We start from the raw sequence: 14,833 nt of genomic DNA, 5'->3' as shown, positions 1-14,833 counted from the left end.
GGCTCAGTTGCTCGCGTACTGACGGCTCCACGCGTCGAGCCAGTCGCCGACCGAGCCCTGTAGCTCCGCGTAGGTGTGGGTCACCGGCTCCGGGGGAATCTGCGCGTACGTCGCGTACTCGTCGGGCAGGTCGGCCGTCTCGGTCGCCGGGAACTGGACGTTCCGGACGGCAATTTCGCCCTGCACCTCCGGCCGGAGGACGAAGGCCATGAACTGCCGGGCGAGGTCGGCGTTGTCGCTGCCGGCGAAGCGGGCCATCCCCTCGGGTTGGGCGTACCCCTCGTCGTTGTGGAAGCGGACCTGATGCTTCTGGAGGTCCTGCCCGTAGCGGTTGGCGTACACTTGGTCGGTGGAGTAGGAAGTGACCATCGGGGCCTCGCCGTTGGACCACGCGCTGTAGGCGTCGTCCCACGTCCCCAGCACGCGCACGTCGTTGGCCTGCAGGTCCGCCCAGTAATCGAGGTAGCCGTCCTCGCCGAACCGCTTGACGGTATGCAGGAGGAGGGCCCGGCCGGTCGCGGAACTGGTCGGGTTCTGCGTGATGTAGTCGCCCGCGAACTCCTCGTCGAGCAGGCCTTCGAACGTCGCGGGGGCCTCGACCTGCGTGCCGTCGTACACCGTGCATATGTAGCCGGTGTCGTAGGGGACCGCCCGCCCCTCGGGGTCGAACGAGAGGCCGGACTTAACCGCGTCGCGGCCCGCCACGTCGCCGACCTCGGCGAACAGCGCCTCGTCGAGGTTCTCGTCGACCCGGACGAGGTCGTCGGCGTTGAGGCCGACGTAGAGGTCGGCGTCGATGTCGACGCCGGCCCGGCGGCGCTCGACGTAGTGGTTGACCTCGTTGCTCGGCGTCTGCCAGACCAGCGTCGCGTCGAACTCCTCCTCGAAGCGCTGTTTGAGCCACGCGCCGGGGCTCGACGAGGGCGAGTCGACGAACGCGCTGTAGGTGGCGACCACCAGCGTCCGGTCGCCCGACCTGCTGGTCGCGGTCCCCTGCGTCTCCGTCTCGGTGTCCGTCTCGCCGTCGCCGTCACCGTCGGGCGCGCTGATACCGCTACACCCTGCGACCGTCGCGGTGACTGTCGACCCCGCCGCCGTCAGGAACGTGCGTCTGTCCATTACCGTGTGGTCACACTCAGTGGTACTTAACCTCGGTGTTCTCACGGCCGGCGGGTACGGGCCGGCGTCGAGTGCTAGGGCAGGACGCCCGCACCGACCAACAGGGCTGCGTTGTAGACGACGACGGCGACGGTGACGGCGGCGAACAGCGCGAGGAAGACGGTCGCGTCGCGGTCCGAGAGGAGGTACCACCCGCCGACCAGCCACGCCATCGCCGCGACCTTCACCAGCCACAGGCCGGCCACGCCCAGTTCCGCGAGCAGCGTCCCGACGACGACGTTGCCCTCGCCGAACCCGCTGGCCAGTCCGGTCAGCGTCAGGAGCACGTCGGCGACCGTCGCGGCGACGATGACCGTCCAGAGGACGGCGTGGGCCCGCGTCATCCGCCGCTGTGGCCCCAGCGAGGCGAGCCGCGACAGTCCGGGTCCCATCGGCGGCGATAGGGCGTCGAGGTGCAAATAGGCCCGCCTCGACCCGCGCCTTTTTGCCCTCGGTGGCCCACCGTGGTACTCGATGACAGCCGACGTACTCGACCGCGCGCCCGACGACCGGGTGCGGGTCCTCGACGCGGACGGCGCGGTGGTCGCGCCCGGCTTGGTCCCCGACCTCGACGGCGATGCCCTCGTCGGGATGTACCGCGACATGCGCTTCGCCCGGCGGTTCGACGAGCGCATGATACGCCTCCAGCGACAGGGCCGTCTGGGGACGTTCGCCTCGCTGGCGGGCCAAGAGGGGGCGCAGGTAGGGTCGACGTACGCGCTGGCCGACGAGGACACGCTGTTCTACCAGTACCGCGAACACGGGGCGCTCGTCGCGCGGGGCCTCCCGTGGGAGTACGTCCTCTACTGGATGGGCCACGAGGCGGGCAACGCCGCCCTCGCCGACGTGAACGTCTTCCCGCTGAACATCGCCGTCGGCGACCACATCCCCCACGCCGTCGGGTGGTCGTGGGCGGCCAAGCGCCGCGGCGACGACCGGGTGGCCGTCGTCCACTTCGGCGACGGCGCGACCAGCGAGGGGGACTTCCACGAGGCGATGAACGCCGCCGGTGTCTTCGACACGCCGACGCTGTTCTTCTGTAACAACAACCAGTGGGCCATCTCGGTGCCCCGCGAGCGCCAGACGGCGAGCGCGACGCTGGCCGAGAAGGCCACCGCTTACGGCTTCGACGGCGTGCAGGTCGACGGCATGGACCCGCTGGCGACCTACGTCGTGACGCGGGCCGCCCGCGAGCGGGCGCTCGCGGACGACGACGCGCCCCGTCCCACGCTGATAGAGGCCGTCCAGTACCGCTACGGCGCGCACACCACCGCCGACGACCCGAGCGTCTACCGGGACGACGCCGAGGTCGAGCGCTGGCGCGAGCGCGACCCCATCGACCGGTTCGAGACCTTCCTCCGGGACCGGGACTTGCTCGACGACGCGCGCGTCGCGGCGATAGCCGACGCCGTCGACGACGAACTCGCCGACGTTATCGACCGCGCGGCCGACCACGCCGCGGACCCGACCGACATGTTCGCCGACGCCTACGCCGAGCCGACGCCGGCGGTGGCGGCCCAGCGGGAGGCCTTCGAGACGCTGCGGGCGCGCCACGGCGACGACGCGCTCACCGAGGACTGACCGGCGCGCCGACACGCCTTTCTGCACCCCGGGGGTAGCGACTGTATGGTCTCAATCGAGCTGACCACCAGTCAGCGCCAGACGCTGACTGCGCTGGTCGACCGGTACCAGACCACCGACGGACCGGTCAAGAGCAAGGACGTCGCCGAGGACGTCGACCGGAGCGAGGGGACGGTTCAAAACCAGATGCAGGCCCTGTCACAACTCGGGCTCGTCGAGGGCGTCCCCGGACCGACCGGCGGCTACCAGCCCACGGACATCGCCTTCGAGACGCTCGGGCGCGAGGAACTCGACGAGCAGGAGACGGTCACGGTCGCCAAGGAGTTCGACCGCCTCGACGTGACCGTCGACCGCATCACGCTCCAGAACGTCCACCACCCCGAGCAGTGCCGGGCGCGCCTGCACCTCCGGCAGCCGGTGAGCGGGTTCTCCACCGGTGACGCCGTCGTCGCCGGCCCGACACCGCTGTCCCGGCTGGTCGTCGCCGGCGAGATAGCCGCCATCGACGACACGGACAACACGCTCATCCTCGACGTCGCTAAACTCGAAGCGCCGGTCGAGCCCCCGGAGTGAGCCGCCGGCCGGTGAGCCACGCCGCGGTCGACCGCCGACTCGCGCGCGGCTACGGCCGGTTCCACTCGTAGAACCACCACGCGCCCCCGAGCGCTATCAGGCCGAGTCCGAGCATCGACGTGGGCGGTATCGGGAGCACGAACAGCGCGACCCCGACCAGTACCATGGTCACCGGTTCGACCTCGTCCAAGTACTCGATGAACGACATACTCGTACCGGCGTCGCGCTGGGACAAAGTAGTTCGCCACGGCGGGCCGTCTCAGTAGAAGGTGTCGGCGCAGTCGTAGACGACGCCGTGAGCCGGGCAGACGTACTTGCAGTGGCGGTGGTACATCGCCCGGTCGCAGTGCGGACAGGGCCGCCCGCCCTCGTCGCTCATGTCCCGACGGTCGTCTCGGGGCGGCTTCGCTCTTGTGGTCTCTTGGAACGAATTTGGAACAACACCTTTCAGCCGGTAGTCGCTCCGTACGTGTATGTCAGACGCCGTCCTCCGGAGCCGGGCGGGCCGCGCGGCGGTCAGCGGTGCCGCGGGCGTCGCCGCCCTCGCCGGCTCGTTCGCCCTGACCGGCTCCACGCCCGTCTTCGTCGCCTCGCCCGTCGAGCGGACGCTCGCCAGAACCATGCCCGGAGCGGTCGTCTCTGTCGCCATCCAGACGCTCGGGAGCCTCGGCCAGCAACTCAACCTCCTGACGGCCGTCGCGCTGACCGGGCTGGCCGTCTCGCTCGTGGCCTATGGGGCCGTCCGCGCCGGACGGGCGGCCAACAACCGACTCGTGCCGGCCGTCGGCGTCGCCGCCGTGACGTGGACGCTCGCGGCCGGCCTCACCGGCGAACTCGTCCTCGCCGCCGGCGCGGCGCTCCCGGCGGCGGCCGTCGTGGCGCTGGCGCAGGTCCTCGACGCCACCGGCGGCCCGGTCGCCCCCGTCTCCTCGAAGCGCCGGCGCGCGCTCACGACCGTCGGGGTCGCGGCCGGCGCGGCCGCACTGGGATATACCGCGGGGCGGCGGCGCACGCCGACGGCGACGGCCGCGGACGCGCCACCCCTGACCGCCGACGGCGCGGACCTCGACGACGCGGAGACGAAACTCGCGGCGGCGCGTGACCGTTCGCTCGACGTCGAGGGGCTCGAACCGCTCGTCAGCGACCGGTTCTACGAGGTCGACATCAACGCCATCGACCCGGAGATAGCCGCCGACGACTGGTCGCTGTCGGTCACCGGGGCCGTCGAGCGGGAGGTGAGCTACGGCTACGACGACCTCCGGGCCATGGAGGCCGAGAACCGGTTCGTCACGCTGCGGTGTGTCGGCGACCCGCGCAACGGGCGGAAGACCGACACCGCGCTCTGGACCGGCGTCCCCGTCGACCGACTCCTCGACGAGGCCGGCGTCGAGCCCGAGAGCTGTTGTGTGATGCTGCGCGCCGACGACGGCTTCTACGAGGAGTTCCCCATCGAGGCCCTGCGGGGCGGCCTGCTCGCCTACGGGATGAACGGCGGGGTGTTGCCCCGGGGCCACGGCTACCCGCTGCGCGCGCTCGTCCCCGGCCACTGGGGCGAGGTCAACGTCAAGTGGCTTACCGAAATCGAGGTTCTCGAACGCGAGGCCGAGGGGTACTGGGAGAAGCGCGGCTGGCAGGGCACCGGCCCGGTCAACCCCGTCGCCAAGCTCCACCACGCGACCGACCTCGACGACGGCCGCCGGCGGCTCGGCGGACACGCCTACGCCGGCCTCCGGGGCGTCTCGGCCGTCGAGGTGTCGACCGACGGCGGCGAGACGTGGACCGAGGCGACCCTCTCGGAGCGACTGCCCGCCGCCGACGGCGACGGCCACGCCGCCGACGCGTGGCGACAGTGGACACACACCTACGAGCCGCCCGGCGGCGGCCACACCGCCGTCGTCCGCACGGTCGACGCCGCGGGGCAGGTCCAGACGAGCGAGCGGACCGACACGACCCCCAGCGGGGCGTCGGGGTGGGTCTCCCGCGAGTTCTGAGCGGCAGGCACTTGCCGTGTCGCCCCGTCGACCGCGGCATGGAGACCGTCACCGGCGAGGTCGTCCACGTCGTCGCCCCGGACGAACACGCCGACTACGATTTCGAGCCAGCCCTCGCGTCGCTGGCAGAGTCGCGCTACGTCGTCGTCTGCCGGAAGGGCGGCCACCCGTCGTGGGTCGAGCGCGTCCTCGCCTTCCTGCGCCGTGACCCCATCGAACCGGTGACGCTCGTCACCGACGCGGCCGTCGAGGAGGGCGCGGAACTCACCGCGACCGTCGAGGCGACCGACCTGCCGGGCGTCTACGACGCGACGGCCGTCGAAGAGACGTAGCTCGTCGCGGCGAACAGAGAGGGGAGAGCGGGGAAAAGCGGCGTCGGCTCCGCGTGTCACACGCTCCTACTGCGGCCGGTCAGCACTCGGACCAACCACAGGACTCGCAGGTCTTACACCCCTCCGAGTAGTACAGCGACAGCGAGCCACAGTCCGGACACTCCGGGCTCTCGCCGGCGTCGATGATGTCCTGCTGGTCGCTCGCGCCGGCGTCCGCGTCGGCCCGCGTCGCCCCGACGCCGGCGTCGTCGGCGGACGGAGCCGTCGTCGCGCCCGGCCCGCCGTCGGTCTGGGTCGCGGGGTCGACGCCCCGTTCGTCGTCCTCGGCGGTCTCTTCGAGGGTGGCCTGCTGCGGGTAGGCCTTGTCGACCTCGCCGTCGAGGTAGCGGCGCAGGGCGGTGCCGATGGCGTCGGGGATGGACTGTATCTGCTCGCCCTTGTCCCACGCGACCTTCGGCGACCGGATGCCCTGCAGTTCGTCGGCTATCTCGCGCGGGTCGACGCCCGAGCGCAGCGCGGTCGAGATGGTCTTGGCCAGCGCCTCCGTGAAGGAGGCCGTGAACCCGCCGCTGTTGCCGATGTTGGCGAACAGCTCGAAGGGCCGCTCGGCCTCGGGGTCCTCGTTGATGTTGACGTAGAGCTTCCCGTAGCCGGTGTCGATGCGCTGGGTGACGCCGTGGAGCACGTCCGGCCGGGACTGCTTCTCGGCGAACTCGTTGTCCGCCTCGCCGTCGGCGATCTCCAGCACCGCCTCGACGGACTCGTCGAGGGCGGCTTGGACGTTCTCGTCGTCGAGGAAGCCGTCGATGCCGCCGAAGACCTCCTCTATCTGGGCGACGATTTCCTCGGCGTCCATGTCGGCGAACTCCGTGTTCTGGGCGCGCGTGGTCAGCACCTGCTTCGAGCGGGTGCCGTCGCGGTAGTAGGTGACGCCCTTGCCGCCGTGGTCGTAGATGTACTCGAACACCTCGGCGGCGTCCTCGAGCGTGGAGTCGTTGGGGGCGTTGACCGTCTTCGAGATGGCGGAGTCGACGCCCTCCTGACAGGCGACCTGCACGCCGGCGTGGTCCTTCGCCGAGAGGTCGCCGGTCGTGACGAACAGTTCGCCGATGGCGTCGGGCACCGTCGACAGCCCCTCGACGCCGTCGAAGGCGTTGTTCGCCATCTGCTCTTGGGCCTCCTGTTTGACCGCCTCGACGTCGATGTCGTTGTCCTCCAGCACGCGGAGGAAGTAGTCGTCGAACTCCACCAGCATCTCGTCGCCCTGCACGTCGTCGGAGACGTTCTTGTAGTAGGCGACGTTGTAGATGGGCTCACAGCCGCCGGTGGTGTTGCCGACCATCGACGTGGTGCCGGTCGGGGCGATGGTCGTGGTGTTGTGGTTGCGGACGGCGAAGCCGTCGGCCCACTCGTCGGCGTCGAGCCCGGTCTGTTTCTCGAACCACTCGCGGTACTCGGTGGGGTTCGCGTACTTGGAGTTGTCCCACTCGTCGAAGGTGCCCCGCTCCGTAGCGAGTTCGTGGGAGGTCCACTTGGACTCGTGGTTGATGTAGCGCATGACCTGCCGGGCGATCTCGTTGGCCTCGTCCGAGCCGTAGGCGACGCCCAGCTGGATGTACAGCTGCGCCAGCCCCATGATGCCCAGCCCGATTTTGCGCATCTCCCGGACCTTCCGCTCGATTTCCTCGACCGGGAAGTCCGACATCGTGACGACGTTCTCGAGGAACCGGGTGCCGAGTTCGATGCGGCGGTCGAACTCGTCCCAGTCGATGGCGTCCTGCAGGAACGCCTCGACGGCTTCGGCGTCGGAGGCGTAGTCCTCAGCGTGGCGGTCGGCCCAGACGCGCCAGTCGGGGGCGTCCTCGGCCGCCAGCGTCGAGAGGTTGATGTGCCCGAGGTTGCAGGCCTCGTACTCCTCGAGGGGCTGCTCGCCACAGGGGTTGGTGGCGAGGATGCGGTGGTCGGGGTGTTTCTCCACGTCGAAGGAGTGTTCCTTGTTGACCCGCTCCAGATAGATGACGCCGGGTTCGCCGTTCTCGTGAGCGCCCGCGACGATACGCTCCCAGAGCTTCTCGGCGGGAATCGAGAGCACTTCGCCGGCCTCGACGTACTCGCCGAGGTCGAACATCTCGTAGAGCTCCACGGTCTGCTCGGTGGCGACGTGGGGCTCGTCGGTCCGCGGGTTCGTGAACGTGAACTCCTCGCCGCTCTGGAGCGCGTCCATGAAGTCGTCGGTGATGCCCACCGAGATGTTGAAGTTCGAGAGGTGCCCCTCGACGGCGTTGCGGAGGTGCTTGGGGACCTTCCCCTCGTCGTCGATGAGTCCGCGGGCCTCCTCTAAGGCATCGGCGAAGGAGTTGTGCGTGAAGTCGTCGGGGTCGTTCAGCCGCAGCGTCTCGGCCAGCGAGACGTCCTTGTTCTTGGCGTGGATGAACTGGATGACGTCGGGGTGGGAGACGCGCATGACGCCCATCTGTGCGCCGCGGCGGGCCCCGCCCTGCGCGATGGTCTCGCACATCTGGTCGTACGTGCGCATGAACGTGATGGGACCGGAGGCGATGCCGCCGGTCGAGCCGACCGGGTCGCCGTACGGGCGGAGCTTCCAGAACGCGTAGCCCATGCCGCCGCCGGACTGGAACACCTGCGCGGCCTCCTTGGCGGTCTGGTGGATGTCGTCGATGTCGTCGCCCGGCGAGTCGACGAAGCAGGCCGAGAGCTGCTGGAGTTCGTCCCCAGCGTTCATCAGCGTCGGGGAGTTGGGCATGAAGGAGAGTTGGGTCATCTGCTCCCGGAAGGCGTCGGCGATGACCTCGACGTGGTCCCGAATCTCGGTCGGAAGCTCGGGCACGACGGTCTCGTAGGCGAACTTGTTGACGTTGTACACCGACAGCGTCGTCTCGGCGTCGTCGTCGGCGGTGGTCCCCGTGCCGAACACCTCGGCGGCGAGTTCGTCCCGGCGCGGGTGGTCGGGCTTGAGCTGGTCGGGCGTGACCGTCACGTCGATGCCGCGTTTCTCGGACTCGAAGACGGCCTCGGCCAGCGCGATGTTCTCGGCGACCCGGTCGAAGAGGTCCTCCTGTTGCTCGACGAGTTCCCCGTCGGCGTCTTTCCGGAGGTAGCGGGCCGGGAGAATGTTGTGGTACGCGTTACCTGTCAGGCGTTCCTCGATAGTGTCCCCGTCGGTTCGCTTGATGGGGAGGGTGAGTTCGTCGGCGGACAGCTCCGCGTCGCTCATACGTCAGTCCTCCCGCCGGCAGCGTCCGTCTGCCGGGCGATACCCCTCTCGAAAGTCGACCGGATTCCTGTCATTTGTGACGGCGAATAGGTATTCGCGGATGTCGTATAACCCTTGCCTTCCTCGGTTCGTGTAATTCAAATTACCGTTACGGAGGCGCGGCTGGGATGGTTTTTCTTGTCTTTTCGGCAACACGAGCGTGGTGGTCGTGTACGACAACTAGCAACGGCGGTGCCGACTTAACCCTGACCAGACCGCAGTGAAAGTGGAACCGGGACCCGACCGACCAACAGACAGCGACGCGACACGCAGTGGAAACAGTCGGGGGTTTCGACTGGAGATTCGCCCCGGTCGGCCCCGTCGCTGGGGCCGCACTCGCGTCGTCGGCCGCTCGGGAACTGTCGGCGCGGTGTCGCTGAAGCGGGCGTGTCGGACAGCCACGAGATATATGTGTCAGTCCCGCGTTGGCACGGGTATGCTCTCCCTGTTGCAACTCGGCTCGCTCGGGTCGCCGCCGGCGCTACTGCTCGGTCTCCTCGCGGTCGCGGTGGTCCTGCTGGTCGGCCGGTTCGTGATGAAGTTCGCGTGGCGACTCGTGCTCATCGGCATCGTCGTCGTGACGGTGCTGTGGGTGCTGGGCATCCAAGTCCTGTAGGTCAGACGCCGCCGAGGAAGTTCCGGACGATGTCGTGACCGACGGCCGTCAGCACCGACTCGGGGTGGAACTGGACGGCCTCGATGGGGTAGTCGCGGTGGCGGACGCCCATCACCAGTTCGGTCCCGTCGTCGGTCGTCGTCGTCGCCGTCACGTCGAAGCCGTCGGGCACGTCGCTGGCTATCAGCGAGTGGTAGCGCCCGCCCTGAAACCCCTGTTCGAGGCCGCGGAAGACGCCCTCGCCGTCGTGGTCGATGGGGAAGGCCTTCCCGTGGATGGGGGCGGGTGCGCGGCCGACGGTGCCGCCGTAGGCGTACACCGCCGCCTCCAAGCCGAGACAGACCCCAAGCGTCGGCACCTCGGGGCTGACCTCCCGAAGCACGTCCATCGTCACGCCCACGTCGCGGCGGTTCTTCGGGTGGCCCGGGCCGGGAGAGATGACGATGGCGTCGGGGTCGACGGCGCGCACGTCCGCCAGCGAGGCGGTGTTTCGCAGCACCTCCGTGTCGGCGTGCTCGGAGACGTACTCGACGAGGTTGTAGGTGAAGGAGTCGAAGTTGTCGACGAACAGCACCTGCAGGTCGTCCGCGACGACCTCGGAGCCGGCGGGCTGGGGGACGCTCACCGCTCGCCCTCCGTCGTCGCGGCCGGGTCGCGCTCGATGCGCTCGACGGCCGTCAGGACGCCGTCCATCTTCTGCTCGGTCTCCTCGTACTCGCTTGCCGGGTCCGAGTCGGCGACGATGCCCGCGCCGGCCTGCACGGTGACGCGGTCGGCGGTGCCTGAGCCGTCGGGCAGGGGCGCGTCGCCCTCGACCGTCGCCGAGCGGATGACGATGGCGAAGTCGGTGTCGCCGTCCCAATCGAAGTAGCCGACGCCGCCGCCGTAGGGGCCTCTGGGCGCGCGTTCGAGTTCGTCGATTATCTCCATGGCCCGAATCTTGGGCGCGCCCGAGAGCGTCCCGGCGGGGAACGTCGCCCGCGCCGCGTCGAAGGCGTCCGCGTCGGCCGCGAGCGTTCCCGTCACGGTCGACTCGATGTGCTGGACGTGGCTGTACTTCAGGACGTTCATGAACTCCTCGACGCGGACGCTGCCCGGTTCGGCGACCCGGCGCACGTCGTTGCGCGCGAGGTCGACGAGCATCGTGTGCTCGGCGCGTTCCTTCCCGTCGGCGAGCATCTCGCCGGCGAGGCGTCGGTCCTCGACCGGTGAGTTGCCCCGCGGGCAGGTGCCCGCGATGGGGTTCGAGACGACGCGGTCGCCGGCCACCGACACCAGCGTCTCGGGGCTCGCGCCGACGATGGTCAGGTCGTCGTAGCCCAGCAGGTACATGTACGGCGAGGGGTTGACCGCCCGCAGGGCCTCGTACAGCCCCAGCGGGTCGATGTCGCCGTACAGTTCGCGGGTCCGGGAGACGACGCCCTGATAGATGTCCCCCGAGAGGACGTACTCCTTGGCGCGGGAAACGGCGGCCTCGTACTCGTCTCTGGGGCCGGCCACCTCGGCCTCGCGGCCGAAGCCGCCGGTTGCGAGCGGGTCGAGGTCGGTCAGGGCGTCCTCGACGCGCTCGGCCTCCGCGCGGAGGGCGTCGTAGCGCTCGCCCGCGTCCTCGTCGGCCCGGACGACGGGCGTGAACACGAGTTCGACGCGGTCCTCGACGTGGTCGAACCGGACCGTCGCCGTCGTGAGCACGAACTGGGCGTCGGGGAACCGCGAGTCCGGGGCGTCTAGCCCCACCTCGTCGAGCCAGAGGTCGTAGACGGCGTCGTAGGAGAGGAAGCCCACGAGCCCGCCTTCGAGGTGCTGGCGGTCCATCGCGGGGAAGTTCCGCAGTTCCGCGTCGGGCATCGCCGCCCGCAGGTCGTCGAGTACGTCGCCGCCGTCGGTCGTCACGAGGTCGGCGTAGCGCTCGTCGAACGCCTCGACCGAGGCGTCGGCCCCGTCGACGGTGACGACGGCCCGCGGGTCGTAGCCGACGAAGGAGAAGCGCGCGTGGCGGTCGTCGGTCTCGGGCGCGAACGCCCCGTCGGGGTCGCTGGAGGCGACCTTCTCGGCGCTCTCTAGGAGGAACGTGTAGTCGCTCTCGGCGTCGCCGCCGGTCCGCCCGGACAGCGCGGCGTAGGCCGTCAGCGGGTCCACGTCCACGTCGAGTTCGGCCGCGGCGCGGACGACCACCGGCCGGTCGGCGTCGGCGTGCTCGGCGAACGCCTCGCGGGAGAGGTCGAGGGTCACGCCGCCGCCTCCCGACCGGTCGCCGCGGCGACGAACCGCTCGACTGCGTCGCGGTCCTTCCGGCCCGGCCCCGCCTCGACCCCGCTGGCTACGTCCACGGCGTAGGGGTCGACGGTCGCCACGGCGTCGGCGACGTTCCCGGGGGTCAGCCCGCCGGCGAGGACGACCGGCGTGTCGAGCGCCGCGACCAGTTCGCGGGTCCGCTCCCAGTCGTGTGTCTCGCCGGTGCCGCCCGCGCCGGCCTCGTCGACGGAGTCCACGAGCAGGGCATCGGCGCGGTCGGCGTAGGCGGCGAGGTCCGCGGCCGTCGGGTCGACGGCGGCGACGACCCGCTGTGAGAGCCGGCGGTCGAGCGCGCCCAGTTCCGCCGGCGAGAGCCCGGCGTGGACCTGCACGGCGTCGGGTTCGACGGCCTCGACGCGGGTCACCGCCTCCTCGACGGTGGTCGGCATCGTCACCAGCACGCTCGTCACGAACGGCGGGACGCCCTCCGCGAGCGCGGCCGCCGTGTCGGCGTCGACCTCGCGAGGGGTGTCGACCGGGACGCCGTGGACGAACCCGACGGCGTCGGCCCCGGCCGCGACGACGGCGTCGCGGTCGTCGGCCGTCGTTACGCCACAGACCTTCACGCGCGTCATGCCGCGACCAAGTCCTCCAGCTTCGCTGCCGCGTCGCCGGATTCGATGGCCTCGCGGGCGAGTTCGACCCCGTCGGCGTGGCTCTCGGCGACGCCGGCGACGTAGATGGCCGCGCCCGCGTTCGCGAGGATGATGTCCCGCTTCGCGCCGTCGACCCGGCCGGCGACGATACCGCGCAGGTCCTCGGCGTTCTCCTCGGGCGTGCCGCCGGCGACGGCGTCGATGTCGGCGGTCTCCAGCCCGATGTCCTCGGGGTGGAGCGTGTACTCCGAGATGGAGTCCCCGTCGACCTCGGCGACCGTCGTCGGGCCGTGGACGCCGATCTCGTCCAGTCCGTCGCCGTGGACCACCATCGCACGCTCGACGTCGAGTCGCGCCAGCGCCTCGGCCAGCACCGGCACGAGGTCGGGGTCGTAGACGCCAAGCACCTGCGCGTCGGCGTCGGCGGGGTTGGTCAGCGGCCCGAGGATGTTGAACACCGTCCGTATCCCCAACTCCTGACGCGGGCCGATGACGGCCTTCATCGCGGGGTGGAAGACCGGCGCGAGCATGAAGCCGATGCCCTCCTCCTCGATGGTCGACTCGACGGCCGGGGGTTCGGCCTCGACGTCGACGCCCGCGACCTCCAACACGTCGGCGCTGCCCGACGGCGACGACACCGAGTAGTTGCCGTGCTTGGCGACGGGGACGCCCGCGCCCGCGGCGACGATGGCACTGGTCGTCGAGACGTTGATGGTGTCGTAGTCGTCCCCGCCCGTGCCGCAGGTGTCGACCAGCGTCTCCCGCTGGGGGCTGATGGTCCGGGCCGCGTCCCGCATCCCGAGCGCGAAGCCGGCTATCTCGGCCTCCGTCTCGCCTTTCGCCCGGAGCGCCGTCAGCAGCGCCCCGATCTGGGCTTCGGTCGCTTCCTCGAAGACGAGCGCCGCGACCTCGCGGGCCTCGTCCTGTGTCAGGTCCTCGCCGTCCGTGACGCGTTCGATGTACTCCTGCATTGTAGTCACCAATGGACTCTTTCGTGTTGTGATGTACAAATCCGTACACCGACTTAAGCCTGTCGGGGTCGGCCCGTTACTCGTGACCGGTTCCGGTGTGCCCCGAACCAACAGACGACGCGCGGGTCCGAATTCGAAACCTTCAATTGTACCCCCGGGCAACAGAGAGATGCACGAGGCAGTGCGGGTTCGTGGTCTAGGTCGGTTATGACACCTCCTTGACATGGAGGAGGCCGGCGGTTCAAATCCGCCCGAACCCACTCCCTTATTACGTCTCTCATACGTTTGCCCGGTAGCCACGGGTGCTTCACGGCGAGTCGCAGACGCGAGCGGTGTCCCCGCTTCCGAGTCGTTGCGGGCGAGGTCCGGTCTATCCACGCCGTACCAGTCACTCAGTCACCACGTTCCAGTACCTTCTTGCGCCGTCCACCGCAGTACCCGGTATGGTTGACCAACTGCGGTCGTTCGAGCAGTTCGTGTTGCTGGCCGTCGTGGAGCTCGCACAGGCCGGCGAGACGCCGGTCCACTCCTACGACGTCACGCAGACGGGCAAGGCACACCTCTCGGACATCGCGCGGGACCCCTTCGGCGGCGTCGAACGACAGGAGGTCATCTCGGCGCTGGGGACGCTGCACGAGACGGGGCTGCTGGAGAAAGGGCGCACGGAGTCGGCCACCGGGAAGGGACGGCCGGCCTACGACCTCGCGGTCGACACGGCGACCGTCCTCGACGGACTGACCGGCGTCGAGACGGTCGGCCCCTACGCGGAGCGACTGGCCGAAGACTGACGGCGGCGCTTCGCCCGTTCAGACCACGCTGACGCCGGTCGGCTCCTCGTCGAGGGCCGACGGCAGGCCGTCTTCGAGGCGCTCCAGTCGGTCGGTGATGGTGTGGACCACGTCGCCCTTCGTCGAGGGCGCGACGTGGACGAGTTCCCCGTCCTCGTACTCGGCAAGCCCCATCACGGGCAGGACCATCGCCTCGTAGGAGCCGTCACTGACCTCGGACTCGACCTCGGTCGTCTGGTAGAACGACTCCAGCGAGACGTTGTTCGACAGCGCCCACTGCTTGAACTCGGCGACGCGGTTGAGGATGTAGCGGCCCTCCTCGGTGTGGGCGGCGTCGGAGTCGCGGGCGACCTGCTTGCCCCAGACGACGACGTTGAACCCCTCGATTTCGTCCTCGCGGTCGAGACGGTCGAGTTGGTCGATGACCGCTTCCTGTCGCTCGTGGGCCCCGTCGGGGAGCAGCGACCGGACGTACAGTTCGATGTGGCGCTCGGTGGCGTCCTCGCTCATGTCTGGTAGGAATCAGGACGCCGAATCCACTAATAGCTTCTGTGGGGAGAGTACGCATCCCTTCACAAGTGTATATATTCCTAATAACGGGGACGAGAACGCCCCACACGGCCGAACTGGTTCCGGCGGCTTTCGGTTCGTCCGCTGG

General features: G+C 69.7%; 16 protein-coding genes and 1 tRNA gene. 7 read left to right on the top strand and 10 right to left on the bottom strand.

Annotated elements, in window-relative coordinates:
• Positions 1 to 3: 3 nt before the first annotated feature.
• Both ACV7JO_RS02785 and ACV7JO_RS02780 read right to left on the bottom strand, forming a co-directional pair.
• Positions 4 to 1,119 (bottom strand): thiamine ABC transporter substrate-binding protein, encoded by a 1,116-nt coding sequence (locus tag ACV7JO_RS02785; protein WP_470354817.1) that lies wholly within the window; start codon positions 1,117 to 1,119, stop codon positions 4 to 6.
• Between the two features lie 74 nt (positions 1,120 to 1,193).
• Positions 1,194 to 1,550, bottom strand: a complete 357-nt coding sequence (locus ACV7JO_RS02780) for a DUF5658 family protein (protein WP_470354816.1) — start codon at positions 1,548 to 1,550, stop codon at positions 1,194 to 1,196.
• An 82-nt stretch (positions 1,551 to 1,632) separates the two neighbouring features.
• Between ACV7JO_RS02780 and pdhA the strand changes: the two genes are divergently transcribed.
• Positions 1,633 to 2,739, top strand: coding sequence for a pyruvate dehydrogenase (acetyl-transferring) E1 component subunit alpha (gene pdhA, locus ACV7JO_RS02775; RefSeq protein ID WP_470354815.1), 1,107 nt, complete (start codon positions 1,633 to 1,635; stop codon positions 2,737 to 2,739).
• Positions 2,740 to 2,784: 45 nt separating this feature from the next.
• On the top strand, positions 2,785 to 3,312 hold the full coding sequence (locus ACV7JO_RS02770) for an Rrf2 family transcriptional regulator (protein WP_470354814.1): 528 nt from the start codon (positions 2,785 to 2,787) through the stop codon (positions 3,310 to 3,312).
• 49 nt (positions 3,313 to 3,361) lie between these two features.
• Here the strand turns inward: ACV7JO_RS02770 and ACV7JO_RS02765 are convergent, their stop codons facing one another.
• On the bottom strand, positions 3,362 to 3,520 hold the full coding sequence (locus ACV7JO_RS02765; protein WP_470354813.1) for a hypothetical protein: 159 nt from the start codon (positions 3,518 to 3,520) through the stop codon (positions 3,362 to 3,364).
• A 51-nt stretch (positions 3,521 to 3,571) separates the two neighbouring features.
• Positions 3,572 to 3,691 carry an HVO_2523 family zinc finger protein gene (locus ACV7JO_RS02760; protein ID WP_470354812.1) on the bottom strand — a complete coding sequence of 40 codons (120 nt, stop codon included), beginning with the start codon at positions 3,689 to 3,691 and terminating at the stop codon, positions 3,572 to 3,574.
• 94 nt (positions 3,692 to 3,785) lie between these two features.
• Here ACV7JO_RS02760 and ACV7JO_RS02755 point away from each other — a divergent pair, with 94 nt between their 5' ends.
• Positions 3,786 to 5,303 (top strand): molybdopterin-dependent oxidoreductase, encoded by a 1,518-nt coding sequence (locus ACV7JO_RS02755; RefSeq protein WP_470354811.1) that lies wholly within the window; start codon positions 3,786 to 3,788, stop codon positions 5,301 to 5,303.
• 38 nt (positions 5,304 to 5,341) lie between these two features.
• Positions 5,342 to 5,635, top strand: coding sequence for a DUF7526 family protein (locus tag ACV7JO_RS02750; RefSeq protein ID WP_470354810.1), 294 nt, complete (start codon positions 5,342 to 5,344; stop codon positions 5,633 to 5,635).
• Between the two features lie 79 nt (positions 5,636 to 5,714).
• On the opposite strand, the gene ACV7JO_RS02745 is transcribed toward ACV7JO_RS02750, so the two are convergent.
• Positions 5,715 to 8,870 carry an adenosylcobalamin-dependent ribonucleoside-diphosphate reductase gene (locus ACV7JO_RS02745; protein WP_470354809.1) on the bottom strand — a complete coding sequence of 1,052 codons (3,156 nt, stop codon included), beginning with the start codon at positions 8,868 to 8,870 and terminating at the stop codon, positions 5,715 to 5,717.
• A 475-nt stretch (positions 8,871 to 9,345) separates the two neighbouring features.
• On the opposite strand from ACV7JO_RS02745, the gene ACV7JO_RS02740 reads away from it, so the two are divergent.
• Entirely contained in the window at positions 9,346 to 9,525 is a 180-nt protein-coding gene (locus ACV7JO_RS02740) for a DUF8029 family protein (RefSeq protein WP_470354808.1), read from the top strand.
• Between the two features lies 1 nt (position 9,526).
• On the opposite strand, the gene trpG is transcribed toward ACV7JO_RS02740, so the two are convergent.
• Genes trpG through trpD form a run of 4 tightly spaced genes read right to left on the bottom strand, consistent with a single transcriptional unit; the run spans position 9,527 to position 13,387 of the window.
• Positions 9,527 to 10,150 (bottom strand): anthranilate synthase component II, encoded by a 624-nt coding sequence (trpG, locus tag ACV7JO_RS02735; RefSeq protein ID WP_470354807.1) that lies wholly within the window; start codon positions 10,148 to 10,150, stop codon positions 9,527 to 9,529.
• Positions 10,147 to 11,757, bottom strand: a complete 1,611-nt coding sequence (trpE, locus tag ACV7JO_RS02730) for an anthranilate synthase component I (protein WP_470354806.1) — start codon at positions 11,755 to 11,757, stop codon at positions 10,147 to 10,149. The genes trpG and trpE overlap by 4 nt, the downstream gene beginning before the upstream one ends.
• Positions 11,754 to 12,395 carry a phosphoribosylanthranilate isomerase gene (locus ACV7JO_RS02725; protein ID WP_470354805.1) on the bottom strand — a complete coding sequence of 214 codons (642 nt, stop codon included), beginning with the start codon at positions 12,393 to 12,395 and terminating at the stop codon, positions 11,754 to 11,756. Before ACV7JO_RS02725 ends, trpE begins: the two co-directional genes overlap by 4 nt.
• Positions 12,392 to 13,387: an anthranilate phosphoribosyltransferase gene (gene trpD / locus ACV7JO_RS02720; protein WP_470355746.1), complete on the bottom strand. Its 996-nt coding sequence runs from the start codon at positions 13,385 to 13,387 to the stop codon at positions 12,392 to 12,394. The genes ACV7JO_RS02725 and trpD overlap by 4 nt, the downstream gene beginning before the upstream one ends.
• A gap of 185 nt (positions 13,388 to 13,572) precedes the next feature.
• Here trpD and ACV7JO_RS02715 point away from each other — a divergent pair.
• Together ACV7JO_RS02715 and ACV7JO_RS02710 are read left to right on the top strand one after the other, a co-directional pair.
• A tRNA-Val gene (locus ACV7JO_RS02715) sits at positions 13,573 to 13,647 on the top strand.
• 183 nt (positions 13,648 to 13,830) lie between these two features.
• Positions 13,831 to 14,175, top strand: coding sequence for a hypothetical protein (locus tag ACV7JO_RS02710; protein ID WP_470354804.1), 345 nt, complete (start codon positions 13,831 to 13,833; stop codon positions 14,173 to 14,175).
• A gap of 18 nt (positions 14,176 to 14,193) precedes the next feature.
• Here the strand turns inward: ACV7JO_RS02710 and ACV7JO_RS02705 are convergent, their stop codons facing one another.
• Positions 14,194 to 14,685, bottom strand: a complete 492-nt coding sequence (locus ACV7JO_RS02705; protein WP_470354803.1) for an HTH domain-containing protein — start codon at positions 14,683 to 14,685, stop codon at positions 14,194 to 14,196.
• Positions 14,686 to 14,833 lie beyond the last annotated feature (148 nt).

This window comes from Haloarcula sp. MBLA0138, from assembly GCF_055632455.1.
Note: the sequence above shows the minus strand (reverse complement) of the source record. Positions and strands in the feature narration are given on the sequence as shown.